The organism is Pedobacter sp. TM02 (genome assembly GCF_059705275.1).
Map to the genome: position 1 here is coordinate 1613229 of NZ_AP046530.1, position 16834 is coordinate 1630062.

General features: G+C 43.9%; 13 protein-coding genes. 4 read left to right on the plus strand and 9 right to left on the minus strand.

The window, feature by feature from the left end; genetic code table 11:
• Nucleotides 1–66 precede the first annotated feature (66 nt).
• Nucleotides 67–945 (plus strand): subclass B3 metallo-beta-lactamase, encoded by an 879-nt coding sequence (gene bla, locus AC6H1S_RS06830; protein WP_497565631.1) that lies wholly within the window; start codon nt 67–69, stop codon nt 943–945.
• A gap of 30 nt (nt 946–975) precedes the next feature.
• Here bla and AC6H1S_RS06835 read toward each other — a convergent pair whose 3' ends face one another.
• Nucleotides 976–1737, minus strand: a complete 762-nt coding sequence (locus tag AC6H1S_RS06835) for a DeoR/GlpR family DNA-binding transcription regulator (RefSeq protein WP_497565632.1) — start codon at nt 1735–1737, stop codon at nt 976–978.
• A 112-nt stretch (nt 1738–1849) separates the two neighbouring features.
• Between AC6H1S_RS06835 and AC6H1S_RS06840 the strand changes: the two genes are divergently transcribed.
• Both AC6H1S_RS06840 and AC6H1S_RS06845 read left to right on the plus strand, forming a co-directional pair.
• On the plus strand, nt 1850–2533 hold the full coding sequence (locus tag AC6H1S_RS06840; protein WP_497565633.1) for an HAD family hydrolase: 684 nt from the start codon (nt 1850–1852) through the stop codon (nt 2531–2533).
• Nucleotides 2534–2605: 72 nt separating this feature from the next.
• Nucleotides 2606–2800 (plus strand): hypothetical protein, encoded by a 195-nt coding sequence (locus AC6H1S_RS06845; protein WP_497565634.1) that lies wholly within the window; start codon nt 2606–2608, stop codon nt 2798–2800.
• Between the two features lies 1 nt (nt 2801).
• Here AC6H1S_RS06845 and AC6H1S_RS06850 read toward each other — a convergent pair whose 3' ends face one another.
• From AC6H1S_RS06850 to AC6H1S_RS06885, 8 genes are all read right to left on the minus strand, one after another.
• Nucleotides 2802–4304 (minus strand): retropepsin-like aspartic protease, encoded by a 1503-nt coding sequence (locus AC6H1S_RS06850; protein WP_497565635.1) that lies wholly within the window; start codon nt 4302–4304, stop codon nt 2802–2804.
• Nucleotides 4305–4378: 74 nt separating this feature from the next.
• On the minus strand, nt 4379–5764 hold the full coding sequence (locus AC6H1S_RS06855; RefSeq protein ID WP_497565636.1) for a TlpA family protein disulfide reductase: 1386 nt from the start codon (nt 5762–5764) through the stop codon (nt 4379–4381).
• 76 nt (nt 5765–5840) lie between these two features.
• Entirely contained in the window at nt 5841–7373 is a 1533-nt protein-coding gene (locus AC6H1S_RS06860; RefSeq protein WP_497565637.1) for a PKD-like family lipoprotein, read from the minus strand.
• Between the two features lie 25 nt (nt 7374–7398).
• Complete coding sequence (locus tag AC6H1S_RS06865) at nt 7399–8169, minus strand: DUF4843 domain-containing protein (protein WP_199141970.1); 771 nt, start codon at nt 8167–8169, stop codon at nt 7399–7401.
• Between the two features lie 47 nt (nt 8170–8216).
• Entirely contained in the window at nt 8217–9647 is a 1431-nt protein-coding gene (locus AC6H1S_RS06870) for a RagB/SusD family nutrient uptake outer membrane protein (protein ID WP_497565638.1), read from the minus strand.
• 7 nt (nt 9648–9654) lie between these two features.
• A complete protein-coding gene (locus AC6H1S_RS06875) occupies nt 9655–13023 on the minus strand; it encodes a SusC/RagA family TonB-linked outer membrane protein (RefSeq protein ID WP_497565639.1) in 3369 nt (1122 codons plus the stop codon).
• Nucleotides 13024–13172: 149 nt separating this feature from the next.
• A complete protein-coding gene (locus AC6H1S_RS06880; RefSeq protein WP_497565640.1) occupies nt 13173–14300 on the minus strand; it encodes a FecR family protein in 1128 nt (375 codons plus the stop codon).
• Nucleotides 14301–14386: 86 nt separating this feature from the next.
• Complete coding sequence (locus AC6H1S_RS06885; RefSeq protein WP_199141467.1) at nt 14387–14953, minus strand: RNA polymerase sigma-70 factor; 567 nt, start codon at nt 14951–14953, stop codon at nt 14387–14389.
• Between the two features lie 286 nt (nt 14954–15239).
• Here AC6H1S_RS06885 and AC6H1S_RS06890 point away from each other — a divergent pair, with 286 nt between their 5' ends.
• Nucleotides 15240–16541: a hypothetical protein gene (locus AC6H1S_RS06890; RefSeq protein ID WP_497565641.1), complete on the plus strand. Its 1302-nt coding sequence runs from the start codon at nt 15240–15242 to the stop codon at nt 16539–16541.
• The last annotated feature ends 293 nt before the right edge of the window (nt 16542–16834 follow it).

Genomic DNA, 16834 nt, shown 5'->3' on the forward strand with positions numbered 1-16834 from the left:
GAGCGATAAGGTAAATTAACTTTTCCGGATATAAAATAACCCTTATCTTCGTGATTATTTCCACAGATGTTCAAGAACTCTTTCAAAACTGCTTTATTGGCTATTGCCTTGCTCGTGGCCGGTCTTTCTGTAACGGCCCAACAGGTACACGAGCCCACTGGTGGCGATCCTGATTGGTCTAAACCCTACGAGCCATTTCAAATTGTAGGTAATCTCTATTATGTAGGCACCTACGACTTGGCCTGTTACCTGATTACGACACCCAAAGGGCATATCCTTATCAATACTGGACTGGCTTCATCAGCTAACCAGTTGAAAGCTAATGTGGAAGCGTTGGGGTTTAAGTTTGCCGATATTAAGATTTTGTTGACCACACAGGCCCATTTCGACCACTTGGGAGCCATGGCAGCCATCAAAAAAATGACAGGTGCCAACATGATGGTCGATGATAAAGATGCTGCGGTAATGGCTGATGGAGGACGTTCTGATTATGCCTTCGGCAATGGAAAAATGACTTTTGCACCAATTAAAGCCGACAAATTATTGCCTGATCAGGCGGTAATTGAACTGGGAGGAATGCGACTTACCTTATTGCATCATCCTGGCCATACCAAAGGCTCATGTAGTTTTTTATTTAACGTAAAAGACAAAACCCGAACCTATCGCGTATTGATTGCCAATATGCCGAGCATTGTAACAGAGAAGAAATTCTCAGAAGTAAAAGCTTATCCAGGCATTGCTAAAGACTACGCCTATACCTTAAATTCACTCAAAAACCAGGCTTTTGATATTTGGCTTTCTTCGCATGCGAGTCAATTTAACCTGCATGGCAAACATAAACCAGGCGATGCTTATAACCCTAAGGCCTTTATCGATAGAAAAGGCTATGATCAAACATTAGCCGAACTACAAGAGGCCTATAACAAGAAACTGCGTCAGCGTTAAGGGTAATTAGCTATCGAAATCGGCGAATAATTAGATCACTTCAATTCCTTTTTTCTTGAAACTGAGTAACAGCTCCTCTTGTCCGCCGGTGGCATCGGTAATGAGCATGTCTAAATCGGTAACCGGACAAATGTAGAAAGCTTCTGCCATATTCATTTTGTTTAAGGTGGCCAAGCCAATAATCCTTTTAGAAGTGCCAACCATTGTTTTTTTCATCAGTGCATCTTCGTAATGACGGGTGGTGATTCCTACTTCGGCGTGGATGCTGTAGATAGACAAAAAGCAAATGTCTGCCCTGATGCTTTCAAAAGCCTGCATGGTTTCGGGGCCAGAGGTGTTGAAGCCGAATTTAGACAATCGTCCGCCGGCAAAAATCACTTCTACGTTCGGGTGGTCTTCCAGTACGTTGGCCACCGGAAAGCTATTCGTTACCACCGTAATCTGGAGGGCTTTGGGCAAGTTCATCGCAATGGCCAAGGTAGACGTTCCGCCGTCAAATAGCACCACCTGGCCGTCTTTAAGTTGCGAAAGTGCCTTTAGCGCAATTTGCTGTTTGCCACTTACATCATACTTCTCACGGTCGCGGAAATGAATAGGTATGGGCGAATGCGCAATGGCACCGCCGCGCGTGGCTTTCAGCAAACCCTGGTCGGCCAGTTCCTTAATGTCCCTCCTGATGGTATCTATGGAAACAGAGAGCTTTTGGCTCAACGATTTCATGTCTACTTTGCGGACATCCGAAACCTGTTCCAGTATCAATTGCTGGCGTTCCTCTTTGCTTAAACTTTGCATAATCATGCAATATTAATAAAAATAATTGCAAATTTATTGCAATTTTAGTGCTTTTTTTTTGCTACTTTTGTGATGTAATGTTGCAATTTATTGCAAATAAATATAAGCACACATGAATAATCAACCTGAAATTGCCGTTATCTTTGATATGGACGGCGTGATTGTAGACAGCAATCCTTTAATAACCGCTACCTGGCAAGCTTTTTTCGCCATGCACCAGATTGTTCTAAACGAAGAACAGCTTAACCATTATGTTTTTGGCCGGATGGGAAAAGATACCTTGAATATGGTATTTGATAGGCCTTTAAGTGAAGAAGAAGTGGCCATGCACCTCGAGAAAGTAGGAGAGGGGATTTTGGAAAGGTACAGGCGCGAAGGACAGCTTGTGCTGGGGCTTAAAACCTTCGTCGAATCTTTGCTGGATGCGGGAATCAAAATTGCCATTGCTACTTCATCGCCTAGCGAAAATGTGGCCGTTGTACTCGAAATGGCAGGTGTTACGCCTTATTTTGATATTATTTCCAATGCCTCGCACGTTACCCATTCTAAGCCTCATCCAGAAATTTACCTCAAAACGGCTGCGCGTTTAGGTGTCGATGTTGGCAGCTGCGTGGTTTTTGAAGATTCCTTTTCGGGGATCCAATCGGCCAAAAGTGCAGGCATGCATGTAATTGGTGTTACCACCACACACAGCGAAGCCGAACTGGCATCATTAACGGATGCTACGGTTGCCGATTTTACCCAAATTGATGCTGCACAAATTAGGGCATTGGTACAGCCGGTTTCATGTTTATAAAAAAAACAAAACATTTTGGCCTTTCCACTCCTTTGTAAAAAGCCAACATGCATCAAGGCATGTTGGCCTGCAATGATGGAAAAGCCAAAGAAAAAATTGCCAAAAACAGCAGAGCAGGTGCCTGATGCACTTAATCGCTCGCATGAGAACGAACATCTTTCTGGGAGCAGACCGGTGGCCTATGGCAGTTCAACGCAAACCGATGGACATGGCAATCGGTCGAGACCTCAAGATACCGATAAGCAAAATCCTGATTCTAAGAATTAGCTTATTTGTTCACAACGATAACCTGCTTGGGGTCGGTAGCATTGATGTTTAAACTGATAGGGCTTCCGGCTTGAAGCGCGAGCAGGGCCTCTAGTGGTTTGGCATTGTTCAATAACACACCCGCCGAAACGCCGTTAATAGCATAAATACGTTGATTAACCTTTAAATTGGCATTTTGTGCAGGTTTAACGGTGGCCAAAACGCTTAGGTTGCCGTCATGGTCAAAACCGAACAGGTAGTTGCCCAAAACAAAATCATAAGGATGGTTAAGGGAACTGTTGGGTACAAAGTGGATTTCCTTGGCCTGCATATTGATGGTAAAATTGTAACGGCTAATGATGCGTATACCAATAGAACCGTCAAAACCCGGGTTCCAATTTTCGCTTTGTCCACTGCCAGCCATTAAGGTTACAGGGTAGTTTAATAACTTGGGCATATTCTTGAATGCAAAAGAAGCTGCCCTGCCACTATATGTAGGAGTAGTAATGCCCATACTGGTGGTAGAGCCAAAATATTCTGATTTAAAGCCATTGATCAAGAGTTTGTGCTGCTTGACGAAAGGCCTGAAACAGATCAGGTTATAGGAGGCTCCGGTATCAAATACAAAATTGCCTTCGGCCAAGGGGCCATTGCCCACGCCCAAAACCCCGGCAATGATGAACAGGCCATTAGGTGCGGTTATAGGCACCGAAATACCCTTGTCGGGATATTGATAATCACCAAAATCGTAAAGAGAAAGCTCTTTTTTGTCGAAATCTACATGGGTGATATATCTTTTGGCCATGGCATTGCCCATAATCCCATCATAGTTACCCTTTACTTCGGGGAAGAGCGCAATGCTTTGGTTTTTAAGAACAAAAGTATCCAGCACCACGGTGTTGCCTTCCGAAACCGTAATTTGTAAGTTGCCGCCAACCACCGAAGCATTTTGCGACCGGTTGCCTTTAATGCCTAAAGAATCAGCTTTGGCTTTGGTAATTGCCATGCCATCGGCCCCTGTATCGAACAGCATTTTTAGCGGTTTTGCTTGGTTGTTAAGCTTGACGCTCAAAATGATCGAGCCATTGTCTAATTCGAAGGGTATTTTAGCGCGAAGTTTCGAAACTTGGTAACGGTTCATGCCATACAAGGCATCGAAAGCAGTGGCATAACAGAGCTTGTATTGCTCATCCACCATATAAACTTGCGCCTTGTCTGCCTTTCCCTTGTTGTAGGGGATTACATTGAGCCTGATCAATTTGTCCTGTTTGCTTTCGCTTTGGAGCTGTACAGAATCGCAGGGATAGCGCTCTACGATGATTTTCAATAACTTTTGGGCGTAGGGCATGGTATAGGCAGCGATCGAAAAATCGACACTCAATGAACTTTGTAAAGTATCGGCATTCTTATGCTTGAACATCAGGTTGAGCTGCTTGATCAGGACATCAGCCTTGCTTTGGGCAAGTGTGCCGATGCTGAGCAGGCAAAATAATAGGCAAAAAGAAGCCCTGTATATTCTTTTCATGGATATAGAATAAAGTTGGAGGGAATGAGAAGAGGTGCCAACGGATACGAATATCCATTGACAACCTCTAACCTTTATTTTGCGGCCTCAGCCAATAAGAGTTGCTTTAGTTTCGGATCGGATGGGCGTGGCGAATCGACAGTCACGATTTTTCCGTTTTTGTCGAATACCAAAAAGCGCGGAATGGCATTGATCTTATAGTATTTGGAGAAATCGTTTCCCGGCCCGTTGGCAAATAACTGCAATCCGCCCAGGTTTTCGTCCTTGATCATTTGCAACCATTTTTCTTTATCCTTAGGGTCGTCGGTAGACAGGCTGATGATTTGGATGGGTTGGCCCTCTACGTCTTTCTCCAATTGTTTTAAAAACGGGATTTCGGCTTTGCACGGACCGCACCAGGTTGCCCATACATCAACCAATACCACCTTGTTTTTTAAACTGGCCAACGTAACGGTTTTGCCGTCTTTGTCTGGATAAGAGAACTGGAAGGCGTCGGTACCGGCTTTATAGGTCAGCAACGGCGACATCAATGCCTGGCTTTTTTCTTTTTGGCTTTTGGTCAACATGTATTTTTCGTATACATTCATCGCTTCTCTGTACTCGTCGTAGGTTTTGTACCTTGCAATAAAATCGAGGGCTATATCGCCTTTCAAAGTATCGTTTGGTACGTACGAATTGAAGATTGCGATGCCATTCAAGCCTGGTTTATAGGTTGTTCCGTCCTGACGCATGTTCACGCTGATCAGGGACGACAAAACCCGCTGGCCATAAGGGTAATCATACACTTTCTCGGTGGTTTGTGCAATTTTAGGTGCTTTTAACGTGCTGTAAAATGCGCTGTATTCTTCTACTGAGGGATGTGCAGTGCGAGGTGTATTGAGGAAATTGGTGGCAAAGTTGGTCAGGTCCATTTCCATAATGTTTTTGATCTGTTTGTCGAATTTGGCGTTTCCGGTAGCTTTTCCGGCCAGGAATGTTTTCGATTTGGCCACTATTTCTTCTTGTTGCGGAAAGTAATCCATGAACGTACTGTTGCCGGCACGGAAAAAATTAATCGACTTTTTGTAAAGTGGATAGGTCAGGTTCTTCCATTGCTCCATCACCATGTTTTCTTTCGAATTTAGTTTGCCATTCAATACATAGGTAGAATCGTTGAGGGTTACATCAAGCTGCTCGCCACCCTTGAAATAGAAATTGTAGTTATCAGTTCCCGACAAATCGTTGCCCATCCCGATTACGTAGATGCCTTCGTATTCGGGATAGAACATCAAGCCAAACCGGCCTGTTTTATTGGTTGTTACATTGGCAATTTCTACCAATCTGCCATCATTCACCTTGAATAGTTTGACGATGTTACGTTTTGATTTGAGCAATCCCTTTACCTGCACGGGATTTTGTGCAAGACTGGTTAGCGAGAGTGTGGTTAATAAGATGGCGATAAGAATTTTATTGATTTTCATATATTGAATAATAGTTGAACTGCTATTTACCATAGCAAATTTGATTTGATCAGTTGATTGATAGATTGTGATGCATTTATTCCCTGTAGCTTACGTCGACAATTTTGCCAAGGCCAGTAAACGACTTATACAGGCTCAATGCGCCATTTAAGTTAGGTACATTGTACAGATCCATGGTGCCCGAAGTATTTGGACTGGCCGCATCGTAAGTACAAACAATCAGCTTTTTGGCATATTCGGCATACCTGGTATTGGTAGGCAGGTAGGTCATTTTCTGATACTTGATCAGGGCTATTTTCCTGTTTCCTAAATCGAGTACCATGGTATTGCTCTTGTCAAAGGGGTTGTAGCGGTAAACTTTAGATCCCACTGCATACATTATGTATCCTTCGGAAGGGTCGATGGCAAATTGTGTAGCGCTGTTCATTTCGGGCGCGGTGGTAATTTCATCAAAGGCCTGTGGCGAGAAAGTAGTAGAATTGCACACAATTCTGGCCAGGAAAAGCTTATTGGCGCTGTTTTTGAAAAGTGCAAAAGTCTGATTGGAAATGGCAGGCGTAGAAGCCATATAAAGCAGCTCCATGCCCATGTTGCCTGGTGTAAACAAGATAGAGGTGGTAACCGGCACCGATGAGGAAGTGTTGGAACTTTTATGCTCCATAAAACGCTTATTGTCTGTATCGTACATCAAGGCATAGGTAGTTCCATTTCTATAGGCTTCTGCAAAATAAGGCGAAATCCTAAAGTTTACGCCATTGCTGGTTTTGTTTACCCTGGTGCCAAAGGCGTAGCCTACGGTTGCGTTTTCAAAATACAATTCCCCATTGCTATCTAAAAGGTAGGCCAAGTAAGGAGAAGCTTGCGAGACTACTTTTTCTGCGTAATAGGGTGGTGGCGAGTAAGAAGAAGTAATGGTAGCAATGTTGACAAAGCTGCTAAAAGTATTGTTTTGAGTATTGATTACAAAAGTGCTTTGGTCGGTACCGATGAAAATAGATCGGGCAATAACTGCTGAAAATGGATCGCGTCGTTGATAAAAGTAGACCAATTTAGGCTTGCCTGTCAATTTGAGTGTACTTTGGGTAGCCAACAAATCGGTATAGTTCTGGAAATCGTTAGATGCGGTAAGGTAATTGAAAAAATCGAGCCTTGCCGAGCCGTCGATGTCGTTAAGTACCAGCCAGCCATCGGAGATATTGGTAGTTACGGTTAGTTTGCACGATTTGCGGTAAATAATGCCCGAGCTTACCTCTTTCACTTCGTAAAGTAGGGTATAAGGCGTATTAACCGAAGGCAGGCTAACGGTCCAATTCAGGTTGCGGCTAGTGCCTATTGTTTTTTTGGTAATCGGTAATGCGCTTTCGTCGATACTGTACCAGGCATAAGTGTATTTGGTGGTGTCTTTTCCATCGTCTTTGGTAAAGATCAATGTTGGATTGATGGTTAAAAGACTGCCTCTTAAAGCCGAATAGGTAGCTTCTATGTTAGAAATGGTACCTTCGTTTACTTCTTCGTAGTTGTAATTGCCCAGGTCCTTTCGGCACGAGCTGCATAGGCTTGCCGCTAAAAACAATAGCAGCATGCCATATCTGAAATATTTTTCGATCATTTTGATAACTAATTAAATCGTGAAACTATTTGGCATTTGGACCCATGGCCATAGGCGTAACCCCATCGGCTTCGTAAATTGGCGTGCCTGATGCCGCCATTCTGTTCAAATAAGCTTTCAAGCCATCGGCCCAGCCACTTATACGACGGTAGTTGCCATTGTTGAGGAACCAATTGGGCTGCACCAATTCTTCTACGTTGAGGTTATACATGGTTACCAGCAACTGGAATTTTAAGGTGCTAAAAGTCCCCAAATAGCCAACGGTAAAGCTGTAGTAAGAACTGCCGGATAACCAAAACGGTGGGGCACCGGCAATATCATCGGCCATAATGGTCATGCGGGTATAATACCTGGTTTTGGTAACCCCGTTCGTTGTAGTGTTATAGCTCAAATAGTCGTTGGTAAAATTGTCGTTGGGTTTAAGGTCCATATAGAGGAACAGCGGACCGCTTCTTAGGGTGGTTGTTCTTAAGAGCTTTATTTTGAGCGTATCGGCCACTCGACCAGCTTTGATGATGCGCGGACTCATCATTTCATAATCTGTACCGGCCTTCATGGTGCTGCTATCGGCAATGCTCAGGTTATAAGGCCTGTCGTAATCCATAGCGGCTCCAATTGGCCTGACCAAGATTTTAACGATAGAATCCTTTACATTGCTCTTGGCATAGCCAAAGGAAACGAAAACCTGGTTATTGGTCGATTTTGCATCTGGAAAGTAGATGCTGTTTTTGCTGGCCTTGTCATTATATGTGGTTAAACCGTCTTTTTTGCATGCGCCCAGCAAAACTGTTGCCATTGCGCATAGATATAACAATAACTTTTTCATCGTTTTTTTACTGAATATTATCTAGGTGTGGTTTCTGATAATGGTAATGGAAAAACATAGTTGGCTGCGCTAATACTCATATTGGCGTTGGTTCCTCCGGCAATAATGCTCAATGCCTGCGTTCTCTTGAAATAAAAGAAGAGCTGCCCTTCGCCGCAAACCTCCTTACGGAACTCTTTCATGATGGCAGTGTTTAAGGCTGCGGTATTGGCAATGGTTATGGTTTGACAATTGCGGTTGGTGCGCAAAAGGTTAACATAGCCAGCGGCTACCGTCAGATCGGGTTCGCACTCGGCTGCAATCAGGTACATTTCGCTCATGCGGATCAGCGGTACGGTCCTGTAAAAATTGTAGGCAGGATTAACGTTACCATCGTCATTGAACTTGAAAAAGGTAGGGTAGGGCTTGCCATTAACTTTCCAGATGTACTGGCTCCGGTAGTCGGTAGGATTTCCCTCAAAAACAGTGTTGCTGATGAAGGTTCCTGAAGCATTAGGTGCCAAAATGCTCGAATCGAATAAGCTTGGCGAGAAATTGTTCAGGAAAACATCGTTCAGTTTAGGGTTCTCTACTCCATAAATCATTTCGGTAGCGAATGTTTTATTGCATATGGCGGTATTAAGATCTGCTTGTTTGATCCAAGGAAATTTAGCCTGGTTGTTAATCAGGAACTTGGCCGCGGCCAAAGCAGCCACCTTGTCGCCTTTCCAAAGGTTAACCCTTGCCTGCAACGCTTTGATCGCATAATAGTTCATTTGATAGTTCCTGGTGTTGCGGCCATAAGCAAGCGTAACCCTGCTTACCTGGGCCTGCGTAACCGCAGGATCGGTTTCCAGCAACAATTGTTCGGCCTTCGACAGGTCTTCCAGCACCTTTTGCATGATGAAGTTGGTTGGCTGAAATTCGGAAATGTTGTAGGTAGGCTTGTCGTAATAAGGCATTACCTTGCTCAACGAGTCAACCGTGTAAGGCTTGGTAAACATGCGCATCAAGTCGAAATAATAAAATGCCCTCAGGCCATAAGCTTCGCCTTTAAGCCTTTTCAAAGACTTGTCGCTAAGGATCTGTCCGTATTTGTCCAAGCTTTCAAAATACTTGTTTGTATTGAGGATATTCAGGTACATGTTCGACCAGATACCGTCGATGATGGCCCTGGATTTTGCGTCGGAGTAATTATAGGTAGACATGGTATATTGGTTGTTGCCAGAGTTTACCAGGTAATATTGCGCCAGTACATCCATCGTGGTCATGGTTAAAACAGAACCGTACATTTCATTTGATCCGTTCTTGATGTAGAAACCATTCATGGCATCCTCAAATCCTTGGGGCGTAGCATAAAGCTGCTCTTCCACAAATTTGTTTTCAGGTTTTACATCTAACCACTTTTTGCATCCCGCCAAAGCCATAATAGCCAGTGCAACGCCGATATATATAAATTTCTTTTTCATGGTTTAATTATTTAAAAGTGGCTCTTATACTCATTGAAACTGATCTCGTAAATGGATAATCGATACCTCTTTCACGTTTCACTGTCGAAGCATAAAAAAGGTCGTTTGAATAGGCATTTAAGGTCAATGCAGAGAGGCTTACCTTATCTAGCCATTTTTGCCCCCTAAATTCGTAGCCCAAGTTGATCGATTCGCCGCTGAACGAATTTTCTGTCTGGATGAACCTTGACGAGACCGGGGTAGTTGAAGTGGCCGAAATGTTTTTGAATTCGGCAACGTCGCCGGGGTTTTTCCAACGTTGGTATAATGCCCGCTTATCTTGGTTATACCGCAACGAAGCATAAGAGATGTTCTCAACCTTTTCGTAAAGAGCGTTGTTAAACTGGTCGCGGTGCCAAATGTACCTGATAAACGCACCGAAACTGATGCCTTTGTATTTTATGGTGGTGCTGATTACGCCTTCTGCCTTGGGCCTCGATGAGCCTACGACTACCTGGTCGTTGGCATTGTAGTCGAACGTGTATTGGCCGTTTTGTTTCACAAACACTTCCTGACCGGTTGCCGGATCGATACCAAGCGATGGTACTGCCCATAAATCGTAGGCACTATAGCCGTCGCGGTATCTGGTTAACAAGTTGCTTTGTCTGAGCTCGGTATTTAAGGACGAAAGCTTGTTGTCGAATTTGCTGTATTTTTGTTTCAGCATGCTTCCTGTCAGCCCAATGGTCCATACAAATTTTCCAGGTTGGAAAATGGGCGAGAAGTTAACCGTGGCTTCCAAACCTTTATTCACAGAGGCTCCGGCATTAAAAGGATAATTGTTCAGGCCGGTAGACGAGGGCAAGGTAATGGCTACCACCAATGGATCGGTGTATTTGCGGTAGGCATTCAGTTGCAGATTCAGCCTGTTGTCTAATAAATTGGCATCCAAGCCCAGGCTAATTTGTTGGGTCGATTGCCATTCCAGGTCTGGAGCGCCTAAAGCCGACAAGTATACCCCTTGTCCTATGCTATTGATGGTAGCGTAATAGTTGTAAACAGATTGGCTCACATTGCCAAAGTTTTGGTTGCCGGTAATACCGATATTGGCTCTCAGCTTCAGGAAATTAATCCACTTGATCCCCTTTAGGAAAGCTTCGTTATGCAAATTCCACGATAGGCCCCCCGCATAGTAAGGCTTGTACCTTTTGTTGGAGCCAAATGCTGTTGAGCCATCTACATTAAAGCTCAGGTCTACGTTATAGCGCTGGTTGTAAGAGTAATTGACAGAGGTTACAAAAGAATTCCTCCTGGTCAGCGAATTGGAAGCGTTTGGCGTAGATCCGCTGGCAAAGCCATAGGCAAAGGATGGATTGCCATTGCTTGCGTTGGGAAAGCCTACGGCGTTATAACCGTTCAGCTTCTGGTTGTTTTGGGCCATCTCTACGCGCATATATCCTGTAAGCGAGTGCTTGGTTGCAATTACTTTCGAATAGGTGAGGCCAAGGTTTACATTGTAGCCGAGCGCACTTATTTTCTGATAGGCGTAAGAACCTCTTAAAGTAGGGTCTGTTTCATTTTCAAATACAGTGTTTAGGGGCGACACAAAATTAATGGCCTCTGTATTGCCTTTGTTAATCTGGGCGTTGAGCTGCAGCCTTAGGTTTTTATTCAAATCGGCTATGGCCTGAAAGTTGTTGGTAATGTTAAAATTCGAGTTGGTATTGAAGCTGCTTAGCGAGGCATTGTAAAGCGGATTAGGGATCAACTCGTTGCCGTCGGTCAGGTCTGTTGCATAAACGGTAGGAGAGAGGGCCACTTCAAGGTATTTTTCGCTGGCAGGCAACAAACGGTAATAAGGATTGGTTTGCACCCATTGCGAGTAGCTGCCGTAAGGCGAGAAAGTTGCTTCGGCACCAGATACATATACGCGGTTAGATACATTGAAAATGCCCGAACGATAGCTCAGGTTCAGATTGGCGCCCCAGTCGTCGCGTTTTTCGCCCTTCATGGCTGCGTTGTTTTGGCGGATGTTGGCGCCTATATCATAGCGGATCGTGTTGTCTCCACCCGAAGCATTGACCGAATGGCGTTGCGAAAAGCCGGTTTGTAGGGGCTGGCTTAGCCAATAGGTATCTACTCCTCTCAATACTTCCTTTAAACGATTGTTGTACACCTCGTCTAAAAGCAGTTGCCTCGAAACCACGCCTGTATAGTCTTTGTACCTGCCTGCCAAACTCTCGAAAGTTAGTTTTTCGGAGGCGTTCATCATGTTGTAGGAAGAAAGGTCGGGCATTTCTACCTTTAAATCGGAAGTATAGCTAACACGCAGCTTGCCTGGCAATGGTTTTTTGGTTTCCACTACGATAACCCCATTGGCGGCTCTGGAGCCATAAATAGCGGTCGAGGCCGCATCTTTAAGTACAGTCACTGAAGCCACTACGTTCATATCGAGGTCTATAATGGTACGCAATGAGGTTTCAAAGCCATCTAAAATGAACAAAGGCTGGTTAGGATCGGCCGAAAACTGGTCTCTCAAAGCATTGGTCGATATGCTGGTTTGTCCACGCAATTCGATTGTAGGCAACACATTCGGGCTTGAACCCATGGCGTTGTTTTCTATCTGGATAAAGGCGGGATCAACGGTACGCAAACTTTGGATCAGGTTTTGGTTGTTCAAGGCTTTGAGCTGTTCGCCGGTGTAGGTAGAGGCCGCTCCGGTAAAAGATTCCTTCTTTCTTTCGAACATACCCGTAATCACCACATCTTTCATGGTGGTTTCGGCCACCTCTAACGAAATATTAAGTGGCATTTTCCTGCCTTTTAGCCTTACTTCCTGTGGTTTGTAGCCAATAAAGCTCACCAAAAGCACATCGTCTTCTGTTGGAGCGGTAATCCTGAAATTGCCATTCTCGTCGGTTACTACAGCGGCTTGGTTAGAGCCTTTAATGCGCACCGACGCACCGGTAAGTGGCTTACCATTTTCGTCAACAATTTTGCCCGTAACCACTACGGCTCTTTTGGCCAGGATTTCAGGGGAAACAAAGCGCAGCACGATCGCTTTTTGCTCGATGGTGTAGGTTAACGGTTGGTTTTCGAAGCAAATGCGCAGCACTGCTTCAACTGGCGCATTCTTAACTTTAAGCGTAACCTGCTTGGCCAGGTTCAGCATGTTTGAGCTATAGAAAAAATCATAACCGGTTTGCTTTTTGATTTTTTGGAGCACGAATTCTAGTGGAGCTGCCTTTTCATCAAGCGTAATTTGGGCAAAGCTGAGCGTGGCTTTGGCCTGCAAAATAAAAGTGATTACTACGATAAAGGTTAATCTCAATTTTAATAATATTTTGGCATAGGCATGGCTTTTTAGGCCATGCTTAAATGTCATGTAAAAATTCATACATTTGTTTGTTAGGGTTTAGGTTCAAATGTTAATAAGCATTGATGATTTGACAGTATTGCCCGAATATTGCGCCGCAAGGCGCTTAAGGCCAGGGGTGTTGCAACCACCCTTGGCTTTTTTTGGCCTACTGCTTTTTGAGCGTAAGTTTATGGCATAATGATGATTCTCCTTTCTTCGAACTTAAAGTGAATACTGTTGGTCAGTTCCATGATTTTGAGCACCTGCTTGATATTTCTGCTTCTTGAAATGGAACCCGAAAAGCTAAGCCCCGCTATATTTGGCGGGCAAACGATGTCAACGTCATACCACCTAGAAATTTTTCGCATGATGCTGCCCAGCTCTTCCTTGTTGAAAACAAAATTATTCTCAGTCCAGGCAATAGCATTGTCTTCATCGGCAGGCCTGATGCCGATATTGTCTTTAACTACAACTGTTTCCAGTCCTGGCGCAAGCGTTCTGGTGTTGCCGCTGCTGGTGCTAACCTTAACGCTGCCCTGTAACAAAGTGGTAACCGTAGCCCTTTCGTTGGCATAAGCATTGATGTTAAAGTGGGTGCCCAGCACTTCAACGGTTTGGTTATTGGCAATGACTTTAAAAGGCTGGTTATGGCGGTGGGCAACTTCAAAATAGCCTTCTCCGCTTAGTTTTACAACCCTTTCCGTACCATTAAATGCCGTAGGATAGGTTAACGAAGATTCCGAATTCAACCAGACTTTTGTGCCGTCGGCTAAGGTAAGACTGTAATAGCCACCGCTAGGAATGGTAAGCGTATTGATATCGTTTGTGCCCGGATTAATAGCTTGCTGGCCATTGTAAACCAAGGCATCGTCTTCGGTTTTGAAGATATGCACATCGTTTTGGTCTGCCAGTTTGCCGTTTTTGGCATCAGATAAAACGATAGAAGTACCATTGCCCAAAGTTAAGATGGCTTTTTTGCCACCGGGTACGATTTTGGCAGCAGCCAGTTCGTTTTGGCTTTGGCTTCGAGGCTGATTTCGGTTGAAGAAGAAATAGGTTCCGAAAAATAAAATAGCGAAGATGGCCGCTACGGCTGCTATTTTTGGATACGGCCAGTTCAGGCGAACCACTTTCTTTTGATGCACCGGCAGCTGTTGCCAAGTGTTTGCCTTTGCCTCCTGAAGGTCTTCGAGGGTTAAATCGATGGGCTCAAGCTCGTCGGCCACATACCAGCTTTCCAGCAAAGCGAGCTCTTCTTCCGTACACTGGTTGGTCCTATATTTTTGAAGTAATGTTTTGGCGTCTATTTTTTGCATGTTTTAAAGAATCTCTCTTTTGCATAATAAGACGGCAAGGGGGTAAGGTTGGTGGTAGATGAAATAAAAAAAAGTTAAAAATAATTTCAGACGGCAATAAAAAGCATCGTTCCCAACTTCACTCTCAATAGCCTTAATGCATTGTTTATTTGTTTTTTAACCGTTTGTTCGGATAGGTTTAGCTGTTTGGCAATTTCCTTATGACTTAACTTTTGTTTCCTGCTCATTTCAAAAACGGCCTTCATTTTTTCGGGTAGGGCCGAAATTCCATTGTCGATCAGTTGGGTCAATTGTTTCTCGCGCACGAGATGGTCGGTAATGCAATGGCCCTGGTCGATATAGCCTTGCAGGGAAGAAATGTATTTCGATTCTACCTGCTGGTGGGCAATAAAATCGAGTATCCTGTTTCTAACCGCCGTATAGAGATAGGCGGTTAAATTCGAATCGATAGCCAATGTGTGGCGCTTGTTCCACAAATGGGCAAAAAGCTCGTGCACTACATCTTGGGCTTCTTCCTTATTACGCAACTTTTGGTAGGCATGGATGTACAAACTGTTGAAGTATTTATTATAGATAATGGTATAAGCTATTCCGTCGTCACTTTTCAGTAACTGGATCAATTCGCTATCAGAAGGATAATCATAGGACACCATCGCACAACCACTGGATTTTTACTTTATCAACTAATTTTTTAAGATTAGACTGAGGAAAAGTAAGTTCTCGGTAATCAAAACTAGTGCAAATTAGCTAATAAACAAATAAGTGTAAATAATTCGTTAAGTTTTTCTGCAATTGTGCGTCAATGTAGTTGATTGGGCTATTTAGCCTGATTTTGATACAGTCACGGCTGGCTAGATCCGAGAGAAACGTCGAAATAATCAAACCACGTGCAACAATAAGCGGCTCAGCGGTGTCTTTTAAAAAAAAGACAAACCTTTTATGAAACTCAAACCAGCTATTTTTACGCTTCTGCTTGCTTTGGGCTTGGGCCAAGTTGGCAAAGTACAGGCACAGCAAAAAGTTTTTACCACAGATATCGACAATTTTTGGAACGCTTTTGATAGCGTACGCACCACTGCCGACAGTGTTAAACAGGTAGACTATATCCAAAATTTGTACATCAACCGTGGAACCGAGGGCCTCAAGGCCTTTATGAAGGCCAGGGGCTACAGTGCCCCGCTCTATGTATCGCTCATCCGACGCTATCCCAGATTTTGGAATTCCATACGCCCCAGTACCCTGGCGGTAAAGAACAAAAGACAGGAGATTGAAAAAAGCATTCAAAAATTCAAAAAACTATATCCCGAGCTCAAAGAAGCCAAAATGTATTTTACCATAGGTGGTTTGCGTTCGGGAGGCACGGTGGCCGATGACATGGTACTGGTTGGGACCGAAATCGCAACCGGGAACCCTAAAACCGATGCCTCCGAATTTCCTAACGATTGGTTGCGCAATGTGTTCAAAGGCAGTTCCGAAGCCAACCTTGTTCGCCTCAATGTTCACGAATATGTGCATACCCAGCAAAGTGGCTATACCCCCAATCTCTTGGGCCAGAGTATTAAGGAAGGAGCCTGCGATTTTATGACCGAACTGGTGATGGACAAGCTGTTGGATGGTACTTATGCAACTTATGGCAGGGCACATGAAGATTCTTTAAAAAGGCAGTTTAAGGAAGACATGTTAACCCCGGCTACCGATAGCTGGCTTTACAATGGCTCAAATGCAAAAGTGGCCGATTTGGGCTATTACATGGGTTATGCCATCTGCAAGAGCTATTATAAGCAGGCCAAAGACAAGAAAAAAGCGATAAAGGAAATCATCGAACTTAATTATGACGAGCCGGCATTGGTCACTGCTTTTTTAAAACACTCAAACTATTATCCAGAAGGTTTTGACGAAGCCGAACTGCTCAAAAAATACGAAGCCAAACAGCCTATGGTGCTGAGGATAGAGCCATTTGCCAACGGCGACCAAAACGTAGATCCTGCCCTTAAGCAAATGCGTATTGTTTTTTCAGAACCCATGAACAGCAAAAGCTATTCTATAGATTTGGGCGCATTGGGGAAAGACCATTTTCCTATTGCAAAAGCTGGCGAATTTGCGGCTGATGGCCTTAGCATGACCATGTACCTGGACCTGAAAGCCGGAACCAATTATGATTTTGTAATTACAGGAAGGGGTTTTAAATCTATAAAGGGCTATGCCCTCAAATCTTTTCCAGTAGCATTCCAAACAAAGTAAGCACAACACCTCAATAGCTATAGAAAATCAACCCCAATACGGTTGATTTTTTTGTTTTGCTCTATTTTTTTACAAGTTCTAAAATGTTTGTAAATCAATGGTTTATTGTTTAAATTAGGTTGTTCGCTATTCATCTAAATTAACGTTATGATACTTTCTCCAATCGATAGCTCCGCAACTTGGCGAAGCTGACGGCTATTTTCTCATGAAATATTCGATTCCAACTGGCTTGGTTCCGTTAGGCCAGGTGAAGGCGAACAGTACAATGTGGTTTGATAGAATTGCATCCGCTT

Coding starts and splice junctions, on each gene's coding strand:
- bla (WP_497565631.1), top strand. CDS start 67: ATGTTCAAGAACTCTTTCAAAACTGCTTTATTGGCTATTGCCTTGCTC.
- AC6H1S_RS06835 (WP_497565632.1), bottom strand. CDS start 1,737: ATGCAAAGTTTAAGCAAAGAGGAACGCCAGCAATTGATACTGGAACAG.
- AC6H1S_RS06840 (WP_497565633.1), top strand. CDS start 1,850: ATGAATAATCAACCTGAAATTGCCGTTATCTTTGATATGGACGGCGTG.
- AC6H1S_RS06845 (WP_497565634.1), top strand. CDS start 2,606: ATGATGGAAAAGCCAAAGAAAAAATTGCCAAAAACAGCAGAGCAGGTG.
- AC6H1S_RS06850 (WP_497565635.1), bottom strand. CDS start 4,304: ATGAAAAGAATATACAGGGCTTCTTTTTGCCTATTATTTTGCCTGCTC.
- AC6H1S_RS06855 (WP_497565636.1), bottom strand. CDS start 5,764: ATGAAAATCAATAAAATTCTTATCGCCATCTTATTAACCACACTCTCG.
- AC6H1S_RS06860 (WP_497565637.1), bottom strand. CDS start 7,373: ATGATCGAAAAATATTTCAGATATGGCATGCTGCTATTGTTTTTAGCG.
- AC6H1S_RS06865 (WP_199141970.1), bottom strand. CDS start 8,169: ATGGCAACAGTTTTGCTGGGCGCATGCAAAAAAGACGGTTTAACCACA.
- AC6H1S_RS06870 (WP_497565638.1), bottom strand. CDS start 9,647: ATGAAAAAGAAATTTATATATATCGGCGTTGCACTGGCTATTATGGCT.
- AC6H1S_RS06875 (WP_497565639.1), bottom strand. CDS start 13,023: ATGAATTTTTACATGACATTTAAGCATGGCCTAAAAAGCCATGCCTAT.
- AC6H1S_RS06880 (WP_497565640.1), bottom strand. CDS start 14,300: ATGCAAAAAATAGACGCCAAAACATTACTTCAAAAATATAGGACCAAC.
- AC6H1S_RS06885 (WP_199141467.1), bottom strand. CDS start 14,953: ATGGTGTCCTATGATTATCCTTCTGATAGCGAATTGATCCAGTTACTG.
- AC6H1S_RS06890 (WP_497565641.1), top strand. CDS start 15,240: ATGAAACTCAAACCAGCTATTTTTACGCTTCTGCTTGCTTTGGGCTTG.